Below are 6007 nucleotides of genomic sequence, written 5' to 3' on the forward strand. Positions count from 1 at the left end.
GGACGAATGGCGGAAGGCGTCCGCAGGCTGCTGGGCAAGCCCGGAGCGGTGGACATCAGGCCCTATAGCAGACTGCTGGAACAGATCGAGTCCCGCGAGGAGGAGCTGCGCGGCCTGGAGGACGCGGAGCTCACCCGCAGGGCCACCGACCTCGGCAACGCCGAGCTCCCCTATGACCGGCCCGACCTGGTCGAGCTGTGCGCGGTGGGCCGCGAGGCCGCCCGCCGCGCCCTCGGCGAGCGCCCCTTCGACGTCCAGCTCGTGGGCACCATGGCCCTGCTGGACGGGCGCATCGCCGAGATGGCCACCGGTGAGGGCAAGACGCTGACCGGCGCGCTGGCCGCCGCAGGGTTCGCCCTGCGCGGCAAGCGGGTGCACGTGCTCAGCGTCAACGACTACCTGGCGCGGCGCGACGCCGAGTGGATGCGCCCCCTGTACGACCTGCTGGGGGTCGCCCCGGCATGGATCGCCGAGGACTCCACGGGCGAGGAGCGCCGCACCGCCTACAGCGCCGACATCACCTACGCCTCGGTGAGCGAGCTGGGCTTCGACGTGCTGCGCGACCGGCTGGTCACCGACGCGGGCGACCGGGTGCTGCCCCCTCCCGAGATCGCCATCATCGACGAGGCCGACTCGGTCCTGGTCGACGAGGCGCGGGTGCCGCTGGTGCTGGCCGGTGCGGCCGCGGCCTCCGACGCCGACGCCGAGATGGCCGACCTCGTGCGCGGCCTCAAGCCCCGCATCCACTACGAGGTGGACGATGAGGGGCGCAACGTCCAGCTCACCGACGCCGGCATCGACGCGGTGGAGAAGGCGCTGGGCGGCGTCGACCTCTACGACGAGAACGACACCTCGGTACTGCCCCGGGTCAACCTGGCCCTCCACGCCCACGTTCTGCTCCAGCGCGACGTGCACTACGTGGTCCGGGACGGCCAGGTGCGGCTGATCAACGAGTCCCGCGGGCGCATCGCCCTGCTGCAGCGGTGGCCGGACGGGCTCCAGGCCGCCGTGGAGGCCAAGGAGAAGGTGGAGGTCTCCGAGACCGGCGAGGTGCTGGACTCGGTCACCGTGCAGTCGCTGGCGCTGCGCTACCCGACCCTGTGCGGGATGACCGGCACCGCCATGGCCGTGGCCGAGCAGCTCCGCGAGTTCTACGAGCTCGAGGTCGCCCAGATCCCTTCCAACAAGCCCTGCGTGCGCGAGGACGAGGCCAACCGGCTCTACGCCACCCGGGAGGAGAAGGAGGACGCCCTCGTCGCCGAGGTGGCCCGGGTGCACGCCCAGGGGCGGCCGGTGCTCATCGGCACCCAGGACGTGGCCGAGTCCGAGCTGCTCGCCAAGCGCCTGGCCGACGAGGGCCTGGAGTGCACGGTCCTCAACGCCAAGAACGACGCCGACGAGGCCGCCGTCATCGCCGAGGCCGGGACCTACGGGGCGATCACCGCCTCCACCCAGATGGCCGGGCGCGGCACCGACATCCGGCTCGGCGGCAGCGACATGGCCGACCGGGACCGCGTGGTGGAGGCGGGCGGGCTGTACGTGCTCGGGTTCGGGCACTACCCCAGCAGCCGCCTGGACGACCAGCTCCGCGGGCGCGCCGGCCGCCAGGGCGACCCCGGCGGCTCGGCGTTCTTCGTCAGCCTCGACGACGACCTGATCACCGCCAACGGCGGGGAGACCACCGGCTACACCGCCGACGCCGACGGGCGCATCGCCGACGAGGGCTGGCTGGCCATGGTCGACCGCGCCCAGCGCATCGCCGAGGGGCGGCTGCTGGAGGTGCACCGCAACACCTGGCGCTACAACAAGATCATCGACGTGCAGCGCCAGGTCGTGCTGGAGCACCGGGAGGCGGTCCTCACCCAGGGGCTCGGCGACCGGCAGCTCGCGGTCGACTGCGCCGCCCGCCACGGCGAGCTGGTCGAGGAGGTCGGCGAGGAGGAGACGGCCCGCGCCGCACGGCTGATCACCCTGTACCACCTGGACCGCGGGTGGACCGACCACAACGCCTTCCTCGCCGAACTGCGCGAGGGCATCCACCTGCGCTTCCTGGGGCGCCGCGACCCGCTGGACGAGTTCAACCGGGACGCGGTCCCGGCCTTCAAGGGGTTCCTCGACGACGCCCGCGCGCGGGCCGCCGAGACCTTCGAGGAGGCCGAGGTGGAGGACGGCGCGGTCGACGTGGCCGCGGCGGGCGTGAAGCGCCCGTCGATGACGTGGACCTACATGGTGCACGACCACCCGTTCTCCTCCGACATCGAAACGGTCGTGGGCCGCTTGAAGGGCCGCTCCTCGGATTAGGGCGTGTTTCCCGGGCCGGGCCCCACCGGACGGGGCCCGGGCACGGACCTCGCCGCGTTCTCATCGGTCGACGGCGTGCAGACCGGCTCCTCCCCGGACCGCATGACGCCGCCGGTGCCCTCTCCGGAGCCGATCCGGAAAGACCCCCGGCGGTCCTGTGGGCGGCCCGGCCGGTCGGACCGGCCTCCGCGACCGCCACCGGACGGCTCCGGGGTAGGGCCACCCCTACCCCGGAGCCATGGGCAGGGCCATGTCCCCCTGCGGCCGGGACCGCATAGCTTTGTAGCCGTGCCCGACGAGCGCCCCCGAAGCCTGCTGAAGGCCATGGCCCGGCCCGGCTACCTGCTGAGCCCCTGGCCGCTGCGCGCCCTGCTCTACGGGATCGCCACGCCGCTGTCGGCGCTTCTGTGGGGGGTGCCGCTGGTCCTGCTGGGCATGCCGTGGCTGATTCTGGCCGCCTCGATCGCGGACAATGCGCACGGGGCGTCCCCCGCCCCGGGAGAGGTCGTGCTCCTCGTGGTGTCCGGCGCGCTGCTGCTCGCCACCGCGGGGCCCCTCGTCGCCGTGCCCGGTGCCGCGCTGGAGCGCCTGCGCGTGCGCCTTGTCGACGACCGGCCCCTGCCGACACCGCACCGGGAGCCGCGCCGGCCCGGCCTGGCCGCCTGGTTCGCCACCCGCTACACCGAAGGCGCCACGTGGCGGGGGATGGCCGTGCTGGTCCTCACCGCCCTTCTGTTCCTCCCGCTCACCGGCACCGTGGGGATGCTGCTGCTGCTCGGGGCGACGATGGCGGGCACCCCCGTCCTCGTCTTCATGGACGAGGCCCCCATCACCCTGGGCCCGTGGGTGGTCGACACGGTCGGGGACACGTGGCTCCCCTCCCTGGCGGGCGCCGCGGTGCTCGCGCTGGGCGCCTACTTCGGCGGCCTGGCCGTCGCCGCCCAGGTCGAGCTGGTCCGGTTCATGCAGCGGGACCGGGGCGAGGAGGCGCTGCGGGCCGAACTCAGCGAGGTGACGCGGTCCCGGGCGCGGCTGGTGGACGCCTTCGAGGCCGAGCGGCGCCGGATCGAGCGGGACCTGCACGACGGGGCCCAGCAGCGGCTCGTGGCGCTCTCCATGCGGCTCGGGCTGGCACGGCTGGACCTGCCGGAGGGATCGGCGGCGCGCGAGAGCATCGCCGAGGCCCAGGAGCAGGCCAAGCGCGCGCTGGTGGAGCTGCGCGAGCTGGTGCACGGCATCCACCCGCAGGTGCTCACCGACCGGGGGCTGGAGGCGGCGCTGCCGGAACTGGCCGACCGGTGCGCGGTGCCCACCGAGGTCAGCGTCGAACTGGACCGGCGGCCGCCCGCGCACACCGAGGCCACCGCCTACTTCGCCGTCGCCGAGGCGCTCGCCAACACCGCCAAGCACAGCGGGGCCGCGAGCGCCCGGGTGCACGCGCGCCTGGAGGCGGGGATGCTGGTCGTGGAGGTCGCCGACGACGGCCGGGGCGGGGCCCAGGCCGCCGAGGGCGGGGGGCTGACCGGCCTCGCCGACCGGGCGGCGGTGGCCGACGGGAGGATACTGCTGTCCAGCCCGCCCGGCGGGCCGACCCTTCTGAGACTGGAGCTGCCGTGTCCGTGACCCCCGACGACCGCCCGAACGGCACCGACCGCGCCGTCCGAACCGTCCTGGCCGAGGACGGGGTGCTGCTGCGCGAGGGGCTGTCCGGCCTGCTGGAGCGGTTCGGGTTCACCGTCGTCGAGGCGGTGGGCGACGCGGCCGCGCTGGAGGAGGCGGTGCACCGGCACGACCCCGGTCTGGTGGTCACCGACATCCGGATGCCGCCCGGCTACAGCGACGAGGGGCTGCGCGCGGCCGTCCGGCTGCGCCGGGAGCGGCCCGGCCTGGCCGTGGTCGCGCTCAGCCAGTACGTGGAGCAGAGCTACGCCGCCGACCTGCTGGACTCCGGCGGGGGCGCGGGCGTGGGGTACCTGCTCAAGGAGCGGGTGGCCGATGTGGAGGAGTTCGCCGCGCAGCTCGGGCGGGTGGCGGCGGGCGGCACCGTGGTCGACCCGGAGGTGGTGCGCCAGCTGCTGCGGCGGCGCCGGGACCCGCTGGAGCGGCTGTCCGGGCGCGAGCGCGAGGTGCTGGCCGAGATCGCCGAGGGGCACTCCAACACCGCGATCGCGCAGCGGATGCACCTGAGCGAGGCGGCGGTCGGCAAGCACATCGGCAACATCCTCGCCAAGCTCGACCTGCCGCCGGATGACGGCCTCAACCGCAGGGTGATGGCCGTTCTGACCTATCTGCGCGGCGCGTGAGGCGGGTGGGACCAAGGTCCCCAGTGTGATTCCGTCTCCGACACTTCGCGAAACGGACGGTAAATGCGGGTCGGCGGTCATATGCATTTACATTCCCGGAGGGTAGAGTTCGGAGAATCCGCGCGGGGCCGACAGGGGGGCGCCGCGTCGCTTTTTCGGCCGTGTTCGGGGGCGGCCGTTGATGGAACGGAGACGGTTCGGTCTTGATCCACGAGGTCGGGGCGCAGGAGAAGATCACCTACGGCCGGAACGACCGCTTCAAGGGCGGCCCGGTCGGCGGAGGGAGGTTCTGGCGTGGCGACGACGGACGTCCGACGGCCAAGATCGGCGGCCCCGAGGAATGGCGTCCCAGCGGAATGCTGGTCGTGCGCGTCGGTGACACCTTCACCGTCGGCGGGCAGACGTGGAAAGTGACCGAGATCGGTGAAGAGGAGACCTCGAAGGCCTATCTTCTGTGTGTTCGGCTGAGCTGATTCAGGACGCCCGTTTTTCGGCGTAATGCCGGAAGGGGGGAGGCGGGCCTACCCGACCGCGCTCTCGGGCGGCAGGAGTGTGGGCGGTCACCGGAGAGGGCGGCGACGGCGGGAGCGGGGCGGTTCCCGGGCCCTGCTTGCCGGGTGGCGGGTTCCTCGTGGTCCGGGTGGGCGGCGACGGGACCAGCAGGTGCCCCGCTCGCGGACGCCGGCCGGGCGGCGGGCCATCGGGGCGCAGGGAAAAGCAGCGGCGACGACGAGGGCGACCGGCCCTCCCCGCAGCGCTGTCGGCCGCCGGGCGTGTGCGTGGCCGGTGTGCCCGGCAGCGACGGCAGAGGCCGGGCGGTTCCCGGGTCCTACCTGCCGGGCGGCGGGTTCCTCGTGGTCCGGGAAGGCGACGGCTCGGCAGGTACCCCGCTCACCGGCCCCGGCCGGGCGGCGGGTCGGCGGGGTGTGGGGGAGATGGCGGCGACGGGGGCGCGGGGCGGTTCCCGGGCCCTGCGTGCCGGGCGGCGGGCTGCTCGCGGTCCGGCAACGCGGCGCGGGCGGGTGGGTGGGTGGTCGTTCGCGTTCGTGGCGGCCGCCGGGCCGGTGCGCAGGGACTGGAGGGGCACTCCTCCCGGGGCGCATTCCGAGTAGAACGGACTCACCGCGGGGGTTCGGCGATCCAGGGGGCGGTACCGCCACTCGATCAGTGGTTCCGCGCAGGTGCCACCACCATGGATGCCCCACCGGGCCCCTCGCGGTCCGGGGAGGTGGCACAGCAGGTACCCCGCTCACCGGCCCCGGCCGGGCGGCGGGCCGCCAGAGCGCAGGGAAAGGCAGCGGCGACGACGAAGGTCGGCGGTCCTTCCGCCAGCGTTGTCGGCCGCCGGGCGTGTGCGTGGTGACCGTGTTGGGCGGCGACGGCCAGAGCGGGGCGGTTCCCGG

4 protein-coding genes are annotated in these 6007 nt (G+C 74.2%); all 4 read left to right on the forward strand.

Annotated features, from left to right (window positions below; genetic code table 11):
• Nucleotides 1-6 precede the first annotated feature (6 nt).
• The 4 genes from secA2 (at nucleotide 7) to D476_RS0107535 (ending at nucleotide 5077) form a co-directional block, all read left to right on the forward strand.
• On the forward strand, nucleotides 7-2301 hold the full coding sequence (secA2, locus tag D476_RS0107520) for an accessory Sec system translocase SecA2 (protein ID WP_017623337.1): 2295 nt from the start codon (nucleotides 7-9) through the stop codon (nucleotides 2299-2301).
• A gap of 288 nt (nucleotides 2302-2589) precedes the next feature.
• Nucleotides 2590-3924: a sensor histidine kinase gene (locus tag D476_RS0107525; RefSeq protein WP_017623338.1), complete on the forward strand. Its 1335-nt coding sequence runs from the start codon at nucleotides 2590-2592 to the stop codon at nucleotides 3922-3924.
• Nucleotides 3915-4604 (forward strand): response regulator transcription factor, encoded by a 690-nt coding sequence (locus tag D476_RS0107530; protein ID WP_017623339.1) that lies wholly within the window; start codon nucleotides 3915-3917, stop codon nucleotides 4602-4604. Before D476_RS0107525 ends, D476_RS0107530 begins: the two co-directional genes overlap by 10 nt.
• Nucleotides 4605-4807: 203 nt before the next feature.
• On the forward strand, nucleotides 4808-5077 hold the full coding sequence (locus tag D476_RS0107535) for a DUF6406 domain-containing protein (protein ID WP_017623340.1): 270 nt from the start codon (nucleotides 4808-4810) through the stop codon (nucleotides 5075-5077).
• Nucleotides 5078-6007 lie beyond the last annotated feature (930 nt).

This window comes from Nocardiopsis chromatogenes YIM 90109, assembly GCF_000341185.1.
In the GTDB taxonomy this organism is placed as follows: Bacteria; Actinomycetota; Actinomycetes; order Streptosporangiales; family Streptosporangiaceae; genus Nocardiopsis_A; species Nocardiopsis_A chromatogenes.